Origin of the sequence: Anabaenopsis tanganyikae CS-531 (assembly GCF_029891675.1) — a bacterium.
Classification (GTDB): domain Bacteria; phylum Cyanobacteriota; class Cyanobacteriia; order Cyanobacteriales; family Nostocaceae; genus Anabaenopsis; species Anabaenopsis arnoldii.
The window spans coordinates 33,839-53,462 of the sequence record NZ_JANQDF010000173.1 but is presented as its reverse complement, the minus strand read 5'-3'; the positions used below and the strand labels follow the sequence as shown (position 1 = coordinate 53,462).

The following is a 19,624-nucleotide window of genomic DNA, read 5'->3' as shown; positions in this document are numbered from 1 at the left end:
AAATCAAGCATAATTTGCTGTCTAATTATTTAATACAGCAACTCAAACGCCCAAGTATTCCTATGTGCTTGGTTTAATTGAAATTGTCCCGTGGCGCGGCTCCCTCCGCTCCCTATTTGTGCCAGTTGCGTAAGTCCTGATGACTATCGACGTTGCTTAGATCACATTGATGTGTTGAAATTTAGTGTTCGTGGATGAAGCCGGAATAAATTTATCAATGTCACGCTTGTTTGCCAGATCCGTAAATGGTGAACGCGCTGTTGGTAGTATTCCTGGAAACAAGGGTGGAAATGTGTCTTTGATTGGTGCTTTGAACCTCGATGGGCTGATTGCATCGATGACTGTACCAGGAAGTACAAATACTGATGTGTTTCTCACTTATGTTACCCAGGTCTTACTTCCTCAGTTGTGGAAAGGGGCAATTGTAGTCATGGATAATCTTAAGGTTCATCATGCCGAGCGTGTCAGAGTTGCTATCGAGTCCGTCGGTGCCAAAGTCAAGTTTTTGCCCCCTTATTCTCCTGATTTATCACCTATCGAACTTTGTTGGTCAAAACTGAAGCAATTTCTTCCGTCTTGTGAGGCTCGTACCCCGGAATCACTCGATAAAGCAATGGCTGAAGCTGTAAATTATGTTACCGAAGATCATGCCTTCGCTTGGTTCAACCACTGTGGTCTATTTAACTGAAAATCGCTGTAAATCTATCTAAAGATAGATGCAAAAGTTTTTAAAGTAAACATTATTGCCAGAATACAAAGATGTCAGTAAAATGTAAAATTTAAAATTATGACAAAAAAATCTCAGATAATTTCCGAAAATCATTCATATTCTTGGCAAAAAACTTACTTGTGTTATCACGGCTATTACTGGTATTATTAATACAACAGTATGATTTACTGATTTTTAAAGATCTTACTTTTGCCGTACTATCTGTTATTTCCTTTAGCTGTGCTAGTCTAGTAGAGCGTTGTGATGATGCGTGGGGTAAACTTGATTCTTTAAACCCTTTTTTCTTCAGCCGAATTAAAAACTCATAGTGGTTAACCTAGTTCGGTGTTCTAAATATTAACAGTTGGGCAATGTGGACAAATAATTTGGCAGGGATAAATTTATGCTTATGCACTCTACTAAATGTGTAATTCCTATTATCAAGTCTCCGAAAGATTATCAAACATATCGGATTAGTCCAGATGATTCTAATCGGTTGGCGATTATTTTTGATTCGATGAATGCTAATACTTCCCTCACTTGCTGCGTAGAAATTTTTGACGCGGGGGGTCAAACACCACCGAATCGTCATCAATGGGCGGTAGAAATGTTTTTTGTGCTCAAGGGGGAAGCCCTAGCAATATGTGATGGTAAGACTGTGGAAATTAAATCCGGGGATAGTTTGTTAGTACCGCCTACTGGAACTCATTTGATTAAGAACACAGGTAAGACTCGGTTGTATACTTTAACTGTGATGGTTCCCAATGAAGATTTTTCCGAATTAATTCGTAGTGGTATTCCCGTTGAGTTAGATGGGGAGGATATGGCGGTGTTAGGGAGAGTAGATGGGTTGATGGGTTATTAAAAAACTGTAGAGATGCTTTTGGGTGAATAAATTTTGCTACCCTTAAGAGTGAGAGAAGCTCAAAGAAGAACAGTTCTATTAGTCAAATCAATAGCAGCGAGTCAAGCAGCCTGTGGTGACAATTGGTTTACTATGGAATAAAGAGGAATAGAGATGGAAACTAAATCAACCGAACCATCTGTAGCACCGACAGAAATTCCCCCGGGGTATCTGAACATCATGGGTTATGTGGATGAGTCAGAGGTTAACGGTCCTGGTCGTCGTGCTGTTGTGTGGGTACAAGGTTGTCCCCGTGAATGCTCTGGTTGTTTTAATCCTGAGTCTTGGTCATTTGAGATTAATCAATTAATTGCTGTTGACACTCTGGCTGAAAACATCCTCAGCAAACCTCAGAATACAGGTGTGACATTTTCTGGTGGAGAACCATTTTGGCAAGCCACCGCATTAACTGCATTAGCCCGTAAGCTCAAAGCAGGGGGATTAAATATCATGTCTTTTACTGGGTTCACCCTTAAACAATTACAGTCGGAATCTGCTCCCCCAGATTCTCAGGCCTTATTAGCAGAACTAGATATCTTGATTGATGGGCCTTTTGTGGAGTCTCTAGCTATCAATTCTCCCACGTCTCTGGTTTCTTCTAGTAATCAAGGGGTTCATGTTTTTAACCCAGAGTTAGCAAACCAGATGACTTGGGCTAGCGACCAGATAGAAATACATATTCTCAAGGATGGTAGCCGGATTGTGACTGGTTATCAAGGCGGTTTGAGCAAATAATTATCATCAAGACGGAGACGTTCATGGGAACGTCTCCACAAGGAGTAGTTAATTTTGTATTAACCGGTAACTTGAGATTCTACAACACCGATGGGACAAGTAACATTTGTCCCCCCTAGACCACAATAACCATTGGGGTTTTTGGCGAGATACTGTTGATGATAGGCTTCTGCGTAGTAAAATTCAGGGGCATCTAAGATTTCTGTGGTAATCGTACCATAACCTGCTTTGTTGAGAGCTTGTTGATAAGCTTCCCTGGATGTTTCTGCTAGTTGCTTCTGCTGTGGGGAATAAACGTAAATTCCCGAACGGTATTGAGTACCAGTGTCGTTACCTTGGCGCATTCCTTGGGTGGGGTTATGGCTTTCCCAAAAGACTTTGAGTAATTGAGTGTAACTAATCACCTTGGGGTCAAAGACAACCAATACGACCTCGTTGTGACCAGTCATTCCTGTGCACACTTCATGATAAGTGGGGTTAGGGGTGCTACCCGCAGCATAACCCACGGCGGTTGTGTAGACTCCTGGAAGTTGCCAAAATTTGCGTTCTGCACCCCAAAAACAGCCTAAGCCAAAGATTGCTGTTTCCAATCCGGCGGGAAAAGGAGGTTTGAGGGGATTGTGATTCACATAATGTTCATTAGGTACTGGCATTAATGAGCTTCTTCCTGGTAAAGCTTCTTCTGGAGAGGGGATAGTTAGTTTTTTTCCAAATCCAAATAGTCCCATAGCTTTTAAGTTTGATTTGTCTTAAATTTATTTACGTTACTTAATATTGTGACATACTCCTACACTGACGTAGGGTGACCCGGAAAAAACTCATGGATGATTCGCATTTTGATCACTGCCATAACTTTTACCCAATAGAATGTACTAAATATAACATACGTCCTAATTGTTCTTGCCCATTTATAGCCAAGTCGCTGTGACATAAATAGAGTTGATCGCTGACTCGAGAGAGTAAATCTGCCAAAATATGCGGTAATCTTCTTTCTTCTAGCAGATTTTCATCTTCTGCTGTCCAAGGTTCCCCTAACCTCTGTTGTAAGAATAATTGTGACCCAAATAGCATAGACGCACCACCTTTTACCCATAACGGGGAACCAACATCTAACCAGAAATGCCAAGGGTGAAATGTTCTGCTAGAACGATATTGGAAAATAGTTGTGAGGGTAACAGCTTTGCTACCTGGTCCAATAGGACGCAAGGGGTAGGGATTGGCGGTAATAGTCCCACGTCGGAGTAGTTGTATAAATTCAGCAATGGTTGTGCTGGAATTCCCCTGCTGTAATCGGCTATGAATTTCCCAATAGTGTTGAGCAGTTTCTAGCAATTCGCGCAATGCTGCCATTTGGTCGTAGGGAAGATGAGAATTTGTCAATAAAAAGTCTTGAATCGCTAGGAATAAAACAGAAATGGGATTGGAAATTAAACGCATCTGTGATAGCGTAGCGCTGCTGCAAGGTGATCGCTGTTTTTCTAACCACTGTAAAATCTGATGATAAGCTGTAGTAGCGGCATAGCCGATGCGATCCCAGCGATCAAATGCGGTAACTGGTAGCAAGTGGGGATGGTCGGGATGAGGTACAAAACAGTAATCTGCAATCAATCCGGCGCGTACTGGGTCGATGCGGGGGGAAAATGAGGAAGAATGATCAACAACTGCTGTTTTTCTACTCAAGATAACTAACATTTCGGCTACCGCATCTCGATGTACTAGGCGACCTAGACCCGGATAGATTAGTGTTAGCATGGTCAGTAATGCACGAATCACAGATGAAGTAATCAGGGGTCGTTGGTGGTTGAGTGATTGGACTGGTATATTTTGCTTGGTGAGGATTTCTACTAAAGTATAACGAGCGATCGCATCTAGACCAGGGGCGATAATTGCTACTTCCTCTGGTTTAACTTGTCCAGTTTTGATAGCTTGAGTAATTTCCTTTGCTATATTTCTTAATAATTCAGCCCGAGAGGTGGTTTTAATTAGCCGTGCTGGTGGTGGTAAGCTAGATAACATCATCGAGGGGGTGATTAAGTCTAGCATGGGGGTCAAAAGTTTATCTGATAAACTTGGTAAAGGTGATGTAGTTAATGTCTGAATCTGACAACGCTGTGCTAAACCCTGCAAATAATCGGGGTCAGCCCCCAATCCCAGACGTGATGCACCATCTGGGTTATAGCTAAATGCACCCACTGCACCTTGATCCAACAAAAAATCAAACAGTTGTCGCGCTACTCCTGGGTAATCATCAACATCATCTGCCACTACAGCTTGATAGCGTTGATTTAAGTGCTGTTGGTAGTTGGGATGGCTGAATAATTTCTGACTATAAACTTCAGTAATTATCCCATAACTAAGCAATCCCCTTTCTAAACACCAGTTGCGCCAACCTAGCAATAAAGATGCCACAAAATCCGGATCTAAATCCATGGCATTTTCTTGTAAGCCTGTTTGCAAAATCTCACCAATATCTTCACAGCGCGTACCACTGTAAGCGGCTAATTGTAATAAATCGAGGAGGCGGCGTACTAAACGGTACTCGTTCACTCCTGCACGACGCACAGTAGCTGCATCCAACTGGGAACCCCACAATTTTGTAGCCAATTCTTGTTCAGTCTCGGGGCGTAATACTATGGGGAATTGTGCTTTGAGATTTAAAGATTCAATTAATAAAGGCCAAAATAAAATAACTTCATCTTGAAAAAAACCCATCATCGTTTTGACTCGAAGTGGATATTTTCCCTGAGTAGCTGTAGCGATTTGATCAGCCAAAGTACGACGATTATCACTATTTGCAGCTAAAACCAAAACCCCCGGATGTGTTTTTTGCAGATGTAAGAGTGGTTGTATGGACTGGGCTGGTTGCTTTCCTAGTTTATCGGTGTCAGATAATGGGGAATTATAATTTTCAGTTTGCAGCCAATTAGACAAATTCTCTACCAAGCGCGTCGTCTTACCACTGCGACTAGGACCCACAACCCAAATAGAATGAGAAATCACAAATACTCCCCTTGTAGATTTGCTATTATACTTCGTATTTCAACTTAATGATCATAATCAATCATCAATGATGAATAATTACTGACGATGAAAATACCGATTTTGAGCCAGAAAGTTTACCCGTTTTTATTGTCTGCCTACAGATGGTACTTACTCACGCCTGAGCGTTCACTGGATGCAGCTTATAAGGCAGCATTAGAGATTAAATTAGTAGAAAATGAGCATTTCGCTGGTAACAAAATAGAGATAAATTCAGACATCTACAGTAACAGTGTGATGGATTATTTTGAGTCAGTTTTAAAGCAACAATTAAAAATTGCTCGGATGCGACTGACAGAGTTTCGAGCCAGTCGTTGGTTTTCTAATGAATCTCATCACAGGGCTGCGAGGAAAACCGGTATAGAATATCCTACTCCGTCTGCCATTTTAGAGAAATTAAATTTCATTGATCAAGTTATCTGTAAGTATCATAACTTGGATTCTGAGGTCAATTACCCGGAGTTAGTAAATCCGCCTCAAATAGTCAAAGTTACTCCGCCTAACTCTCAACCATCTGCACCAAAACTACCAAGTCAAAATCAAGAACAGAATCAAAAAAAGCGCGGTAAATCTGACACAGTTGGAATATTACCCCGTTCGCTTTTAGGTACAATCAGTCGTCTGCAAGTTGAATTAGATCCCAATGCTGAAGAAGATGTTATTAAAAACTTTCGTCATAATCAAAGAAGAACCATAATAGCCATTAGATTGATTTTATTATTAATAATAGTTCCTCTCTTAACCCATCAAATATCTAAGGTATTAGTAGTAAGTCCGCTGGTTAATCATTTCAGAAGTGAGGAAACAGTACCAATATTTCTCAACTTGGAAATGGAGGAAGAAGCATTATTAGAAATGCAAAGATTTGAAGAAAAAATCAAGTTTAAAAATTTGATTAGTGGCGCACCGCGACTATCTGGGGAAGAGATGGAAATGGAGATGGAGGAAAAAGCCCATGAAATTGCCGAACAATTTCGTCGGGAAAGTGCTAACGCCATTAAAAATGTTTTTTCAGATATTTTTTCTGTTGGTGCTTTTATTTATTTGCTGCTGATTAGCAAGCCTTCGATTATGGTGTTAAAAGATTTCTTTGATAATATTGTTTATGGTTTAAGTGATAGTGCTAAGGCATTTATTATTATTTTATTTACTGATGTCTTTGTCGGTTTCCACTCTCCCCATGGCTGGGAAATAATTTTAGAGAGTGTATCACGTCATTGGGGCTTACCAGCTAACCGAGATTTTATTTTCTTATTTATTGCTACATTCCCGGTGATTTTGGATACCATCTTTAAGTACTGGATTTTCCGTTATTTAAACCGCATATCACCTTCTGCTGTGGCTACATATCGGAATATGAATGAGTAAAAAATCATCAATGTTGCGGTAATAAATTCGGGAAATCTAGATGCAAGAGCTAGGCTTTATACCGAGTCATTACCGCACCGGGGTGTTTCTCAGCTTTAACTCAAGTGGTGTACTCGGCGTTAATTTTTACATAGTCGTAACTCAAATCACACCCCCAAGCTTTACCAGAACCATGTCCATTACCAACCTTAACTGCAATAATGACCGGATTATCTATTCTTTGTCCTGGGAGATGGTCGTGATACACAGAAGAGTCAGCCGCAGTTTGTTTTAAATATGCACTGGCTGCTGCACGGTTAAATGATACTGGTTGACCATTTTCTAATAATAGGAAATCGCCTAATTTAATTTGTAAGTTGTCTTGCTCAAAGGGTACGCCAGCACGTCCGGCGGCGGCGGCGATACGTCCCCAGTTGGGATCACGTCCAAAGATGGCAGATTTAACCAGAGATGAACCTACAATGGTTTTAGCAATTTGACGGGCGGAAGCTTGATCATGAGCACCTGTGACTTGAACTTCAATTAAGCAGGTTGCACCTTCACCATCACGGGCGATCGCTTTTGCTAAATGCTGACAGACTGCTGTCAACATGGCCTGTAATTTTTCAGCTTCTGGACCGATTTCGGTAATTGCTGGTGTGCGAGATTGACCATTAGCCAAAGCAATTAAACTATCGTTGGTGCTGGTATCACCATCTACGGTAATGGAATTAAAACTTTGATCGGCAGCCCTACTTAACATTTGTTGCCACAAATGAGATGAAACGGCTGCATCACAAGTCACAAATGCTAACATAGTAGCCATGTTGGGATGAATCATCCCGGAACCTTTGGCAATACCACCAATTCGCACTGGGCGATCGCCGATAGTTGTTTCTAAAGCAATAGATTTTGTTACCAAGTCTGTAGTGACAATTGCCTTGGCTGCTGCATCCGAACCTGTTTGGGAGAGTGCTGCTACTAGCTGAGGAATACCACCACGTAGGGCATCCATTTTCATGCGTTGACCAATCACACCGGTGGAAGCTAGCAAAATCGATTCCGGGGGGATATTTAATTCCCGCGCTAATATTTCGGCACTTTCTACAGCATCATGCATACCTTGCATACCTGTGGAAGCATTGGCTTGACCAGCATTGCAGAGGATTGCACGGGCGCTATGTTTGGCTTGTAGGCGTTGGCGACAATAGTCTACACAGGCGGCTTTAACTTGGCTAGTGGTGAATACACCAGCTGCGATCGCCTCTACATCGGACCAGATTAAAGCTAAATCTGGCAATCCCGAAGGCTTTAGTCCCGCCGTGATCCCCGCAGCCTGATAACCTCTTGGAGCTGTAACACCGCCACTAATTTCCTGCCAATCTGCCATTTTTTTCTCCCGCCACTCTTAGCTGATTAACTGGCGATGATTATACCAATTCTTCACAACCACCAGATATTTGCCGGGTATGAAATAAGGAGAGCCGCATGGGCAGCTCTCCAGATCATCAGGGTGCATCCACATAGCACAGTATAGCATTTTAGATATGAGGTGTCATACACTTTATTTATCTTTTGTATCAATATTCTTGAACGGCGAAGGTATGTAGGTCTGAATATATGGCTAAAACTGCTTATTACCAGGTGATTGCAATTATTTTGTTAATATTTTCTTAAACGACATATAATTTTCTTAATTCCAGATTAGGAATAAACACCATCAAGTGGTAACGGTATTATTGGTTACTATTCATAAAGGAGAATATACAAATACAATTTTTTAACTAATGTTAATATACAATCATTTAACTCAGTATTTGATTTTGAATTATGACATTGGTAGTAAAACCCACAGTGAAAAGTATCAAGGAATATGCTTACCAGGCAATTCAACAACACCTGAAAAAAACTGTGAAATGGGAGACAGCAGTAAAAAAAGATGAGGATCCAGAAGGATTGCATCAAATGCGAGTCGGGATGCGTCGCCTACGTACTGCAATCAGTAGGTTGGATTTGGTACTGAATTTACCGGAGTCAGCTAGTGACAAAAAAATCAGTAAAATTGCCAGTAATTTAGGTAATCTCAGGGATATAGATGTACTTAAAGAAACTTTAGAAACCCTTTACCAACCATATTTACCTCCCAAGGAACAAAAAGTACTGGCAACAGCTTTAAATGTTTTAGGTAAACAACGCCAAAAGGCATTATCGCGGACGCGGAAAACATTACAAGGGGAAGCTTACAATTCTCTCAAACAAGGATTGTTACTTTGGTTAGATCAACCTATTTATAAACCTTTAGCATCTCTAAGCATTGAACAAGTGTTACCGGATTTACTTTTACCTGAAGTGAGTAGTTTTTTACTACATCCGGGGTGGCTAGTGGGGACTGATATTATAGATGCAGATGTAGAAGTTTGTACAAACTGGCCAGCAGAAAACATAGAACAGGAATTGACAACTAAAGGCGCGAGCATTCACAATTTACGTAAACAAGCCAAACGCCTGCGTTACCAAATGGAGTTATTTAGTGATTTATATGGTGAATCTTACGCAGGTTATGTTGCGGAAGTCAAAAGTATCCAAGACATATTAGGAAAGATGCAAGATAGTGTGGTGATGGGTGAGTGGCTGGAGGATGTATTCCAGTCACTTGATGCCCAACTACCGACCCTCACCAGTTTATTAAAAGAAAATCGTTATCAAATGTGGCAGCAATGGCAACCTTTGCAAGAGCGCTATTTGCAAACTCAACATCGCCACAGTTTTCATTTAACAGTACTCAACCTTATGGCTACACAAGATTGAGAATTTGCTTGCCCCATGACATGTACAATTGTATTTGCCCCCAGTGGAGGAAGCCCCCACTGATTGCTTGCTGGTAAGTCTAGTGAAGCTAACCAATTAATTTTTGCCAGGTCATTTGTCCAACAATACCATCGGTAAGTAAACCATTTTGTCTTTGATATGCCCTAATGGCTGTTCTTGTCTGGGGTCCATAGATACCATCCACACCAGCACCGACACGGTGTTGTAGATATCTGACAACTTCACCGCCAGCGTGGTTAGGTCTGACTATTCGTTTAGCTAAAATCAGATTAATCGCATTCCAGGTACTTGTGTCTGCAACTCCAGTGGGTGATAGTCCGACAATATTCTGAAAATTGACTGTTGCCGAGCTTGTGGCCTGTCCCATGATGTTATCTTCTACCAAAGGCCTACCATTACTATCGGTAATTTGTAATTGGTTTAAGGTTCTCTGCAGTCTGATAACTGTAGTGTCTATATTCAACTCTTCATCTGGCACCGGATTAACAGGGGTGCTAGGCAGTTCACCCGTCAAGCCTTTGACGATGGCATTAGCAGTTGCCTCCGATTCAAAGATATTCATATCTCTTGGTGAATCAATAAAGCAGCATTCTATAAGAATGGCAGGCATCCTAGTATTTTTCAGGACATATAAGTGAGACCCACTTTTAACCCCACGATTAAAAAATCCTAATTTGACAATTTCATTTAACACCGGTTGAGCAATTTTCCTTCCAGCATCACTAGTTGCAAATACTTCTGTACCATTAGCCCGACCATTAAAAGCGTTAAAATGTATTGAGACAAAAACTCCAACTTTGTTAGTATTGGCGGTATTAATTCTTTGGAACAGTGAATTCGAGACGGAAGTAGACCTATCTGGTTTACAGACTATGACTTCATGTCCCAAAGCCCTTAACTTTGAGATAACTCTATTCCCCACATCTGTATTTAAAACATCCTCAGATTTGATCCCAACAGCACCTGTGTCTGGAGGCGAATTATGACCAATATCAATGCCAAATTTCATGTGTTGAACCTCTAGTTTTGCTTCTAAGTTCTAATTTATTCTGGTTATACTAGGCCAATTATCAGGTTGTGAACTACCTACACTGACCTGACGCTACACTGTAGGCTTCTGGTTTGATTGACAGATACCCACAGCAAAGTCTTTCAATCCCAAATCAACACCCAGGATTTTATCTCCAAGGAGTTCACTAAAGTCACCCTCTACCTCACAGAAGATGGAAGCAAAATATTTATCTGTAGGGGTCTTGCTCAGGGTAACGGTTTTGAATTTACCCTCAATTGGTCTATGAAAGACTGCCTTAATCAAACCAATTTTGGGAACTTCTAAACAATCCCCTGCAATCTTAACATTTTGGCGATATTGAATTGATTGCTTATGCTGCTTTCATTGAAATCTGGGAAACTTAGCACACCCGTCAAAAAAGTTAGCCTGAGAGGATGTTTGTCAAGTCATGATTAGTGTATCAACTATTGTTTGACCCCCCCCTCACCTTTCCCTTTATAAGGGAAAGGTGACTGGATTTTATTGTTTTTTGTGTGTTCGGTGTGTTCCCCATTCCCTGTTCGGTGTGTTCGGTGTGTTCGGTGTTCCCTAAGATAAAAATTACCTGTTGAAAACTTATCAAACATCCTCTTAGCCTTGTTTAAACTGTCTCGGATTAACCTCTCAAGCAATACAACTTGTTTCCCCGCCACCCTAGAATCTGTCAAGATTTAGCTGCGGGTGATTAAAATTGCGCTAAATTTCCTGGTTTGCTACCATACTAGGCATAAATTTGAGTTAGCATAACCTTGGGTGTTTGGAGAAAGGCGATGAGGAAAAAAAAATTGAGTCAAGCTGGGAACTCCCAAGGTAGTTCAACTCTGGGAAGATTTGAGAGTAAAAGGATGCATTTGACAACGCCAGTTTTGGCTATAGCTGGATTTTTGGCGGTGATGATCCCCAATCCCAGTGTGGCTGTTTCTAACGCTAATGATTACCGTGTCTGTACAGCTCGACTGTTGGATTTGGGACTAACTGAACAAGCTGTATCACAAGGATGTGCAAAAGCACTGCGTCCGAGAGACTTATCGGCTTGCGTGGTGAGAATTAATCAGCAAACTCAAATTAGTGCCGTAGATGCTCTCTCTTCCTGTGAGCAATCCCGGCGACCCCAAGATTTATCTACTTGTGTTGTTGATGTCAGTATTAATACCGAAAAAACCGTAGACACAAGAGTTTTAAATTACTGTATGCGTAGTTTGTTACCTGAGCGTTTCGCTCAGTGTGTGGTGGGTTTACGTAGTGTGATGGATATTGCACCTACCCAAGCAATGGATACTTGTATTGATGCCAGTGACAGTGTGAGTGGCTTTTCACCTCCATCTGCACCGCCTAGAGTTCCCACAAAATTTAGTCCTTCTTTTGAGGTCACTCCCATTGTAGATTATTGAGTAATCGAATAAATTAGCTGTATGAAGTACCCCGCCCCATGGTGGATGGGGTTCCCCTCCCCATGAAGAAAGTCAGATAATGGCATCATACAAATGCCATGAGATCAGGGATCTGTCAGTAACAAACTATCTTAATTATATCAGACATTGGTGATAAATTCACTTACCTCTAGATTAGGCGCGGGTATGCTCCCTAGCACGGAGGACTAAAAGTTAAAAGCTCTTGCTTGTGAGTTTTTTAAGTGTTTTATCCCGGTTTGATCCCGCACTGCCAAGAGTTGATACTCTCCAGTCCCCAGAGGTGGAGATTCCTGGTTTCAGGGAAGCACTTAAAACTATTTGTTCTCCCCTAGATGCCATCGCCCCCTCTAGGTGCATAAAAGCGCAGTCACTTCAGCAGCGTTGCAGCGAAAGAGCAGCCCCTACCTTTAGAGTATAGTATTCATATTTACATCCCACTGTCATAGTAAAAGGTGTTAATGCTATAACACCTCGACTATCAGTCTTCTTTTCTCCCAAAAACCATCTGCAAAATCATAGGAATCCCACCGCTTTGGTGATATTTATCCCCCCAAGCACGAATGATTTCATCCAATTCTGCCATGGCCTGATCCCATTTTTCGGATGGTATATCAAGTTCTTCTAAGGCTCGCATGGTATTTGGCCGCTGTTCTGACCAATCTTTCATCATCCGGAAATACCGGGCTGTATCTTCCACCATGATGTATGTGCGCTCTTGATCGTCTACTGGCGCATAAAAAGGACGGGTAAGAGCGTAAAAGGGCATTCCCCAAGGAGAATCAATGCGCGTGACTGTACCCGAGTATAGTAGCCGACGCTTGATATGCTCTGCTAAGGCTTCGCTCAAGGGCATTTGATGCTCCGGTGGCAATACCTCTTGCGATCGCCTGTGTAGAAATTCAATCAGATCCAAAAACTCAAGAGATGTAGTCAATTGAGCATCAGGCAGATTACTCGGTAGTTTCTGCTCAATTTGTCTTTTTTCTTCACCGGTCAAACTCGTCCCAGGTACACGAGACATCCCTGGTTGCCAGGGAAACTTTTCCATCCAAACATAAGGCAATTGAATCAGATAGCGAGGTTCTTGAGAACCTAACATCTTTAATAATTTCCCTTCTGTTAGCGCTTGTCTGACTTCCTCCACAATGATTTTTACCCTTTTCGGCTCTAGATGATGCAAGTGACCGGTCATCCGCAGATTTTGTCCTTGCTCTAGATAGGTCATGTATATCGCACATTTAGCCGCCGTTGCTGCTGCATCTAAAAATGCTCCATGCCTATGCCCACTCGTCCGCATGGCACTAAAAGCCAGATAAAGCATGATCTGATCCATGGCACTAGGGCTAAGACGCTTAATCAGATCTATGTCGTTATTCATATTACAGACAGTTGAATAGCAAGTTTACAGATTTGTTAGTCACACAGTAATAACTATTATACATCCAATTGCCGCCAGTGTCTTCAGTTTCCAGCTAATTATCCTTATTATCCTTGAATTCCCAATTTTTCGGGAGTCGCACATGATAATCGAGTGGGTATATCTGACTACAATAACTCTCGCATGGATTCAATAAGCTTCCAGCATCCGTTGGTTGTTTACAGATTTCCATTCGTGGTTGGGACTTATTTAGCCATAAGGTGAACCTGATGCCATTAGGTTCACAGGCAGCTTTGCCAAGATGTTGTAACCCTGTTGGTTAAAACTTTCAGCATTTTTTGGGAGTATAGGCAGTTGCTCTAAGGTAAAGTTATCTACCTAAAATTTAGCAGATAATTCTCAGTTCAACATACATTTTATTTTCTTAGAATATGATATTCTTTTTTGGCTTGGTTTTGTATTAATTTTATATAAAGTAATTTATTTTCAATACCCACCTCAATAGCATTAAAATGCTTAATATGCAATTATTTGTCAAGCTTCCCTGATATTTACCCAAAGATGATCATTTATAGCCTCATTAGCTCTTCGGGCTGGACATGAGCCCGAATAAATCTCTGATTCTCAGAAAGTACTATGCTAAAAAACATAAGTAAATATTAATACATATACTATATAAGTAACATCAATATATTCACTGAAGAATTCATCTGAAAATGAAAAAAGGACGACACAAGTAAGCTACGTTGGGGCATCGGGGATGTAGGCTAAAGGAGTCGTGACAGCTAGTGTGGTTTTCCCCTGGTAGTCTTGTGTCAGGTCTGGACTTTGTGTCATTTTGCCAACTAGAAAAAGTTCTAAGGGGAGGGGAGCATTTTCTCCAAACTGTAAGCTGCTACGCCAATTGTTACAAATAACACTCCCATAACTTGCACAACTGCCAAGCTTTCCTCAAGTATTAAAGCAGCAAAAACTAAAGTTAAAATTGGCACACCCGCTCCAATAATCGCTGATCGTAAAGCACCTAATTTGCGAATACCAACATTGTTGAGGACATAACCTACTAGAGTTAGAACGCCCAAAATAAAAGCAATCAAAATAAGTTCCAGCAAATTAGAAGGCTCAACACTAATATTCAAGTTTCTTGGTAAAGGTAGCATCAAACAGATAAAGGTCAACAGGAACATGGTGCTAAAATTAACTAACGTAAAAGACACTGGATGCAGTTTACTAGCACATATCCTTGTCAAAATCACGTAGCATGCAAAAGCTAAACCAGCTAAAATACCCGTGGTGCTTCCCAGATTAAAAATACTCGTACCCATGGTACTAGAACCGCCTAAAACCATTAATTCACCGCATAAAATAGCAACCATAGCAGCAAATCGGAATCCATGAGGGCGATCGCCGAACAGTAACCATGAGAGAAATCCGCTGATCATGGGGTAGACAAAGAACAAAGCGATCGCCATTCCAGTAGCTACCTGACCAATAGCAAGGTAGATCAGCACCTGAGATACAAACAGAAAACAACCACTGGCGATCGACATCTGTAAAATTCTTTGTTTCTTCAGACTACGATTCGGAGTAGAGTTACCACCTAATGATTCCACCAGAGTTTGTATATCTTGCCATACTTGTGGATGCATCATGGGAGCCAAGAGCAACATTAGTGGCACAACTACCAGCAGACGTAGCATTAAAATTAAAAATATATTTCCCAGTGTTGGCGAAATAACTCCCTGTATCTCCAAAACTCCCAAATTGTCCTGAGGTTTAAAAAACATCCACTTGATGACTATGTTGTATAGCGATGATACGACTGTTGACAACACAACCAGCAAGAAACCGACCTGGACTGGCGAAAACCTGCGGGAGCTAAGTGACCGTCGTGATGGGGGTTTTACTTCTGGACTAGTTGCTGGTTCAGAACTAAGGGTTTTAGTCTTGGGTTCAGATAAAGTACTAGTTAATAAACTCGATTCCGTCACCTCTGGTGGTGATGGGGTTTCAGGTTCAGACACATCTCTATCGGGTAGAGAATTTGGTTTAGTCCCTAGAGATGATATTGTGTTCGACGATAAACCTAGTGTAGAAAGATCAATATTGTTACTTTCTGATAAATCTCCAGTAGAACTGGGGTCGCTGCTGCTAGTCTCGATTACTCCTGACTGTAAATGTGTCTGAGAAGAACGGGGTAGCTGTGACTCCGATGGGTGTAAAATGGCAGGAGGTGATGCTTTGACTGCTGATATAGAGATTTCCTCCATGGTTTTGACCAGTTCAGCACGCAGATGATTAATCAACTCCTGTGCCATCACTTCCCCTTGCTGCTGTTGGCTCTGCACTTGAGACAACTGTTGAGAAAGATGATTTTGATAACTTTTCAGATCCTGTTGTAAGGAGTTAAGGCTAATAATCAGGGTATCATTCAAAGTAGCAAGCATCTGTTCAACATTCTGACTGTTGTTCCCTGCTGACTGAATAGCAGGTGTTTCCTGAGAATCACCTTCTACTGATTTGCGAGCTAAACTGGCCAGTGATAATTGCAGTTGCGAAGATATATGTTTTGCTAAGGCTTCTGATAACTGACGGATTAACACTTGCTGTTCGGTGATTTGCCGTACCTTTTGTAAGTGTTCTTTTTCCTCTAATAACTGCTGAATTTCGTCAGATAAACGACTTTTATCCGCCTGAAGCCGTTTTATTTGTTCCTGTAAGGATCTGAGCACATTTTGCTGGAGACTTTCTAAGTCCTCCACTACAGCCCATAAAGCTGTCTCTGCTGCTCTGGATAGATCACCTCTAACTCGCTGGTTGTCTGGTCGCTTCTCAAATCGCCCCATTAGCTTCTCACCTCTAACACCTGGAAGATAAAGCTCCTTTTTGTCAACTGGCTTGGTACTCATACTCAGTTTCTGGATTTTGTCAGACTGGCTGAAAACTTTCGTAGAAACTGTAGACCTAAAGGTAATTTTGTCATGCTGAGTGCCCGGTTGGCAAAGTATCTAAATTTATTTATTTACATAACAGCCATACTATACTCTGTTATCTTCACTATCACAGAACTGCTTTTCATGACAGACTTATCTAAATTAACGGTTCTCTACGGAGAATTGATGACAGAAAAACATCATACCGCATATAAATACTGTTTTTTTAGCAGTAACAGTAATTCCTAACAACTTATGAGTAAGTATATTAAGACCACAGTATGAAAAAAGTTATGGGCTTGTATGTTAATTTTGTCTGAATGTATCTTGTGTGATAAGTCACATTATTAATATCTATTAAACTCGTAATCACCAGAAATTCCCAGTATAATTATCCTCTATAAACTATTTTAATCAATTAACTGTTATTCTGCAAAAACACATTCTGCTTTTGGCGTTGTAGCAACATGAGTTTGAGGTAGAAGGTAGATAAGTATCATTTGATGAACATAAATAAAGAATAATATATAGGACTCCTATTTGATTTTTGAACAAGACTCAGTACAAACGGCAATTCTTCTTACCTGTTACCTGTTCCCTATTCCCTGTTCCCTGTTCCCTACCTAGACAAATCAATTCAGAAATCAAAACGGATTTCTATTTTGATTTTTGAACAAGACTCAGTACAAACGGCAATTCTTCTTACCTGTTACCTGTTCCCTATTCCCTGTTCCCTGTTCCCTACCTAGACAAATCAATTCAGAAATCAAAACGGATTTCTATATATTATAGGAATACTATATATTATAGGAATACAATCCTGGCTGTACTAAAGATGACAGCGCTCAGGATTGCAGTCACTGGAATTGTAATTATCCATGCAACTGCGATATCTTGTAAAGTGCGAAATTTAATTGATTTGGTATTTTGCACCATTCCAATACCAATCACACCGCCAACAAGAGCATGGGAGGTGGATACAGGTAAGCCTAACCGAGAGGCTAGCAGGATGGTAGTAGCGGTTGCAAGTTCGGCACAAAATCCACTACTAGGTTGTAAAGAAATTATATTTTCGCCAATGGTAGCAATTACCTTTTCACCCCACACAGCTAAACCGGCGACAATACCAGCACCACCAAGGATTAGAATCCAGATGGGGATGGTGATGCCATTAATAGGTACGCTACCAGTGAGATTAATATACACGATAGTAGCTAAAGGAGCTATGGCATTACCCACATCATTAGAACCATGAGCAAAGGCGACAAAGCAAGCACTGAGAACTTGAAAGCGAGCGAATAGGCGTTCTACTTCTGCTCCCTGTGCTGCTAACTGTCGCCAACTAATCACCGTGAGTGCAACAGCTGCAACAGCACCTGTAAATAAGGGAATGTCATAACTGGGTAGGTTTAAACCTACTTGCTGATTTAAGTAGTTGGTCAGGGGTTCCGTTAAGGAAGGGAGAACAATTACACCGAATATACTGAGTATAATTACACTCAACCAGGGAATCCACTGTTTTAGCCGTGCTATTGAATTTGGTTGTTGTAAAATCCAGTGCTTAATTTGACTGTAGAATAAAGCCGCAATGGCACTACTAATAATTGGTGTGCAAATCCAGCCTATGCTGACTAAGCCAATGGATGACCAATTAATTGCACTTCCTCCCCCAGCTACCCAACTAAATCCGGCGATCGCACCGACCACTGCATGAGATGAAGCTACAGGTAGACCGCGAGAGGTAGCAATTTGCAGCCACAAACCACAGGTAATTAAGACTGTGACCATACCAGTTATGTAAATTTCTGGTGTAGCAGTGAATAAAGCAGGATGAGCAATTTTCGTGGCTAAGGTTTGGGATACTTCATGCCCAAATAATACAGCGCCCGTAAACTCTAAAATTCCAGCAATAATTATTGCTTGTTTTAGGGTGATAGCTTTGGATCCTACAGAGGTTCCCATGGAGTTGGCGACATCATTAGCGCCGAGATTCCAGGCGACGTAAAAGGCTAGTAGGGCGATGAAAATTAAGGTAATGGACATTTAGGTAGGGGGTAGATGGAAAGAACACAGCGATTGTGTGATCAATCAATAGCAAGGGACTATCCTCAAATCACGAGCAGCGCTATAAATATTTTCTGCTGTTATCTTGTTTGCCCGGATTACGGATAAATTAAAATTTTGTATGTTTCTGGTGTAGGTGCGATCGCTTGTGCTACGGCTGCTGATAAATCTTGTAATGGATAGCGATCGCTAATCAAGGCTTGGACATCGATACGCCGATTAAACACAATATCCGCTGATAAACCCTGAAGCCGATAGGATGAACTGTAACTACCCATCAAGTCAATTTCCCGACGGTAAAGAATATTCGGGTTAATGGGAATTTCTACTTGATCGGGAAATTCGGCGAAGAATAGGATTTTACCACCTTTGCGGGTACATTCCAAGGCTTGAAAGAAAGCCTTATCACTGGGAACCGCTAAGAGAGTCACATCAACGCCCATCCCCCCAGTCAAGGCGTGAATTTTCCCTGGTAAATCAGGATCCCGCGCATCAAAAGCCGCATCTGCACCCACATTCAGGGCTTTCTCAATTCTCGATGGTAATAAATCAGTGGCGATCGCTTTCGCCCCAAAATACTTAACCAACATGACAAACATTAACCCAATCGGTCCTGCACCTGTTACTAGAACAGTTTGTCCCGGAGCAATTTGGGCTTTTTTCACAGCTTTGAGACAGCAGTTAGTCGGTTCTACAAAACTCGCCTCTTCAAAGCTGATCTCATCGGGAATGGGAATTAACCCCCCATTTTGGACAATATGTCCTGGAACCTTGACATACTCAGCAAAACCGCCACCGCTAGGATTAAATCCGGCTGTGGTAGAGATATTTTTATAGACATCGCACATAGAGAAATTATCATTGAGGCAGTAGGAGCAACGCATACAGGGGATATGGTGCATCACCGCTACCCGTTGTCCTACTTGCCAAGATTGTACCTGAGAACCTACAGCGGCAATAGTTCCGGCTGTTTCATGACCAAATATCCGCGGTGGTGCATACAAAGGATAACGAATTTTTTTAATATCTGACTGACACAACCCCACAACTCTCACCTGTACCAGCACCTCATCCGGTTCTAGGTTCGGGACTGGGATTTCTTCGTATGATAGTTGATTGACACCTCTAAATACTTGTGCTTTCACCTTTGTTTTTTCCCACTCATCTTTATTAGATTTAACATTTAGTCGAGCTGAAATAATCAACTGTCATCCTCCCTTTTA

The 19,624-nt window shown here is 41.3% G+C and carries 14 protein-coding genes; 6 read left to right on the top strand and 8 right to left on the bottom strand.

The window, feature by feature from the left end; genetic code table 11:
- Nucleotides 1-184 precede the first annotated feature (184 nt).
- From NWP22_RS16950 to NWP22_RS16940, 3 genes are all read left to right on the top strand, one after another.
- Nucleotides 185-688 carry a transposase gene (locus NWP22_RS16950; RefSeq protein ID WP_342393886.1) on the top strand — a complete coding sequence of 168 codons (504 nt, stop codon included), beginning with the start codon at nucleotides 185-187 and terminating at the stop codon, nucleotides 686-688.
- A 430-nt stretch (nucleotides 689-1,118) separates the two neighbouring features.
- Nucleotides 1,119-1,574 carry a cupin domain-containing protein gene (locus NWP22_RS16945; RefSeq protein WP_280802140.1) on the top strand — a complete coding sequence of 152 codons (456 nt, stop codon included), beginning with the start codon at nucleotides 1,119-1,121 and terminating at the stop codon, nucleotides 1,572-1,574.
- A gap of 153 nt (nucleotides 1,575-1,727) precedes the next feature.
- Nucleotides 1,728-2,348, top strand: a complete 621-nt coding sequence (locus NWP22_RS16940; protein ID WP_280802139.1) for a 4Fe-4S single cluster domain-containing protein — start codon at nucleotides 1,728-1,730, stop codon at nucleotides 2,346-2,348.
- A 59-nt stretch (nucleotides 2,349-2,407) separates the two neighbouring features.
- Here the strand turns inward: NWP22_RS16940 and msrA are convergent, their stop codons facing one another.
- Nucleotides 2,408-3,076, bottom strand: coding sequence for a peptide-methionine (S)-S-oxide reductase MsrA (gene msrA / locus NWP22_RS16935; RefSeq protein WP_271734566.1), 669 nt, complete (start codon nucleotides 3,074-3,076; stop codon nucleotides 2,408-2,410).
- 127 nt (nucleotides 3,077-3,203) lie between these two features.
- Nucleotides 3,204-5,348, bottom strand: a complete 2,145-nt coding sequence (locus NWP22_RS16930) for a recombinase family protein (RefSeq protein ID WP_280802138.1) — start codon at nucleotides 5,346-5,348, stop codon at nucleotides 3,204-3,206.
- Between the two features lie 87 nt (nucleotides 5,349-5,435).
- Between NWP22_RS16930 and NWP22_RS16925 the strand changes: the two genes are divergently transcribed.
- Nucleotides 5,436-6,755, top strand: coding sequence for a proton extrusion protein PcxA (locus NWP22_RS16925; RefSeq protein WP_271734568.1), 1,320 nt, complete (start codon nucleotides 5,436-5,438; stop codon nucleotides 6,753-6,755).
- A gap of 100 nt (nucleotides 6,756-6,855) precedes the next feature.
- On the opposite strand, the gene argJ is transcribed toward NWP22_RS16925, so the two are convergent.
- Nucleotides 6,856-8,124, bottom strand: coding sequence for a bifunctional ornithine acetyltransferase/N-acetylglutamate synthase (gene argJ, locus NWP22_RS16920; protein WP_271734570.1), 1,269 nt, complete (start codon nucleotides 8,122-8,124; stop codon nucleotides 6,856-6,858).
- Between the two features lie 440 nt (nucleotides 8,125-8,564).
- On the opposite strand from argJ, the gene NWP22_RS16915 reads away from it, so the two are divergent.
- Nucleotides 8,565-9,542, top strand: a complete 978-nt coding sequence (locus tag NWP22_RS16915) for a CHAD domain-containing protein (protein WP_271734571.1) — start codon at nucleotides 8,565-8,567, stop codon at nucleotides 9,540-9,542.
- Nucleotides 9,543-9,630: 88 nt separating this feature from the next.
- On the opposite strand, the gene NWP22_RS16910 is transcribed toward NWP22_RS16915, so the two are convergent.
- Nucleotides 9,631-10,572, bottom strand: coding sequence for an N-acetylmuramoyl-L-alanine amidase (locus NWP22_RS16910; RefSeq protein WP_271734572.1), 942 nt, complete (start codon nucleotides 10,570-10,572; stop codon nucleotides 9,631-9,633).
- Nucleotides 10,573-11,384: 812 nt separating this feature from the next.
- Between NWP22_RS16910 and NWP22_RS16905 the strand changes: the two genes are divergently transcribed.
- Entirely contained in the window at nucleotides 11,385-12,005 is a 621-nt protein-coding gene (locus tag NWP22_RS16905; protein WP_271734573.1) for a hypothetical protein, read from the top strand.
- A 499-nt stretch (nucleotides 12,006-12,504) separates the two neighbouring features.
- On the opposite strand, the gene hetR is transcribed toward NWP22_RS16905, so the two are convergent.
- The 4 genes from hetR to NWP22_RS16885 form a co-directional block, all read right to left on the bottom strand.
- Complete coding sequence (hetR, locus tag NWP22_RS16900) at nucleotides 12,505-13,404, bottom strand: heterocyst differentiation master regulator HetR (protein WP_271734578.1); 900 nt, start codon at nucleotides 13,402-13,404, stop codon at nucleotides 12,505-12,507.
- A gap of 857 nt (nucleotides 13,405-14,261) precedes the next feature.
- Nucleotides 14,262-16,313 (bottom strand): EamA family transporter, encoded by a 2,052-nt coding sequence (locus tag NWP22_RS16895; RefSeq protein WP_342393885.1) that lies wholly within the window; start codon nucleotides 16,311-16,313, stop codon nucleotides 14,262-14,264.
- 828 nt (nucleotides 16,314-17,141) lie between these two features.
- The gene (locus NWP22_RS16890) at nucleotides 17,142-18,380 is read right to left on the bottom strand and encodes an inorganic phosphate transporter (protein WP_280802137.1); all 1,239 of its coding nucleotides are present in this window, start codon (nucleotides 18,378-18,380) and stop codon (nucleotides 17,142-17,144) included.
- A 119-nt stretch (nucleotides 18,381-18,499) separates the two neighbouring features.
- Nucleotides 18,500-19,546, bottom strand: coding sequence for a zinc-dependent dehydrogenase (locus NWP22_RS16885; RefSeq protein ID WP_271734612.1), 1,047 nt, complete (start codon nucleotides 19,544-19,546; stop codon nucleotides 18,500-18,502).
- Nucleotides 19,547-19,624: the final 78 nt, after the last annotated feature.

Bases quoted from the DNA above. Each gene is read 5' to 3' on its own strand.
- NWP22_RS16890 (WP_280802137.1), bottom strand. From the start codon at position 18,380: ATGTCCATTACCTTAATTTTCATCGCCCTACTAGCCTTTTACGTCGCC.
- NWP22_RS16905 (WP_271734573.1), top strand. From the start codon at position 11,385: ATGAGGAAAAAAAAATTGAGTCAAGCTGGGAACTCCCAAGGTAGTTCA.
- NWP22_RS16940 (WP_280802139.1), top strand. From the start codon at position 1,728: ATGGAAACTAAATCAACCGAACCATCTGTAGCACCGACAGAAATTCCC.
- argJ (WP_271734570.1), bottom strand. From the start codon at position 8,124: ATGGCAGATTGGCAGGAAATTAGTGGCGGTGTTACAGCTCCAAGAGGT.
- NWP22_RS16925 (WP_271734568.1), top strand. From the start codon at position 5,436: ATGAAAATACCGATTTTGAGCCAGAAAGTTTACCCGTTTTTATTGTCT.
- NWP22_RS16895 (WP_342393885.1), bottom strand. From the start codon at position 16,313: ATGAGTACCAAGCCAGTTGACAAAAAGGAGCTTTATCTTCCAGGTGTT.
- NWP22_RS16910 (WP_271734572.1), bottom strand. From the start codon at position 10,572: ATGAAATTTGGCATTGATATTGGTCATAATTCGCCTCCAGACACAGGT.
- NWP22_RS16945 (WP_280802140.1), top strand. From the start codon at position 1,119: ATGCACTCTACTAAATGTGTAATTCCTATTATCAAGTCTCCGAAAGAT.
- hetR (WP_271734578.1), bottom strand. From the start codon at position 13,404: ATGAATAACGACATAGATCTGATTAAGCGTCTTAGCCCTAGTGCCATG.
- msrA (WP_271734566.1), bottom strand. From the start codon at position 3,076: ATGGGACTATTTGGATTTGGAAAAAAACTAACTATCCCCTCTCCAGAA.
- NWP22_RS16915 (WP_271734571.1), top strand. From the start codon at position 8,565: ATGACATTGGTAGTAAAACCCACAGTGAAAAGTATCAAGGAATATGCT.